1 protein-coding gene is annotated in these 1,194 nt (G+C 51.9%); it reads right to left on the bottom strand.

Annotated features, from left to right (window positions below; all coding sequences use genetic code 11):
- Nucleotides 1-1,194, bottom strand: a 1,194-nt coding sequence (locus tag LI114_RS13505) for a hypothetical protein (protein ID WP_227221101.1), incomplete at both ends; no start/stop codon positions are given.

The following is a 1,194-nucleotide window of genomic DNA, read 5'->3' as shown; positions in this document are numbered from 1 at the left end:
CGCTGACTTTGTAGCTGTCCTCGCCGACGGTGTATATGACGCTGTGGGTGCGCTGGGCGGCAAGCTGGAGGTCTGTAAGCTCAGACTTGCACTCAGAGATCACGCTCGCGCTTTCCGCTATATATCCATTGACACTGCTTATATCTTCGCCGACCGTATCGAGCGCGGAAGCCGCCGAAAGATACGCATTATTCAGCTCGCCCGCGTTGTCTTTCAGCTTCGGAATATCCTCGTTATACAGCTTGCTGATCTCGTCGCTGAGTTTGCTGTATTCTTCCGCCTGTTTCTCAGTCCAGCCGCCGCTGTTGTATGTTCTGTCAAGCTCCTGCAAGCGCGCCGATACTTTTTCGTAACGCTGGAGCGCTTTATCACGTTCATCTATCGCCGCATTTCGCTTTTCTTCAAGGTCGGCAAGGCTCTGCTCAGCTTCGTACTGCTTCTGATACAGTGCAGTAAGTTTGCTTTGCATAGCTTCTGCCTTAGCTTTTGCGGTGTAACTGCTTATGAGGGATTCCACAGTGCTGCGCTGCTTGTTGAGATGTCCCGTTGTACTGTCGATAGACAGCCCAAGGTCTGCAAACTCGCTGTTCAGGCTTTCTACTATGCTTGTCATTTCCGCCTGCTCGCTCTGAGTAAGGGAACTTTGCTCGTTAAGCTCATAAAGCCTATCGGTCATTTCTTGATAACCGGCCGCAGAGGTCGCCGCGCTGTTCTCACTTTCGGATATTTCATTGTGCAGGTCGCTCACGCTTCGCGCAAGGCTGTGGGCGTTGTCTGCCGCCGCCTGTTCCTTAGCACCGAGGTCGGCGAAAGAAACATCGACTTCATCTATACTGTCGGTGAGGTGGTCTATCCCTTTTGCGGCGAGAATTGCAGCGGCTGTAACAAGTCCTATCGCACCCGCGCCGCTTTTGAAAACATTTACAAATGTGTTTTTCGCACCCGCAACAGTAGATTTTAAAAGGTCAAGGTCAAGCGTTATATCTGCTATGCCTTTTGACGTTAAAACTTTTCCCGCTACCGCAGTAGCGATAAGTGATTTTGTTGCTATCTCTACACCTTCAACAGCAGCCTTGCTCACACCCAGCTTCTTCGCTATCCCGTCCTCCAGCGCGTCGCCGAGCTTGTCGAGCTGCTGCACGCCCTGCTTGCCCATGCGGATAAAGTTATCCGCGAAATTTCCCGCGCTCTCGT

Origin of the sequence: Ruminococcus sp. 210702-SL.1.03, from assembly GCF_020559915.1 — a bacterium.
In the GTDB taxonomy this organism is placed as follows: domain Bacteria; phylum Bacillota; class Clostridia; order Oscillospirales; family Ruminococcaceae; genus YE71.
Note: the sequence above shows the minus strand (reverse complement) of the source record. Positions and strands in the feature narration are given on the sequence as shown.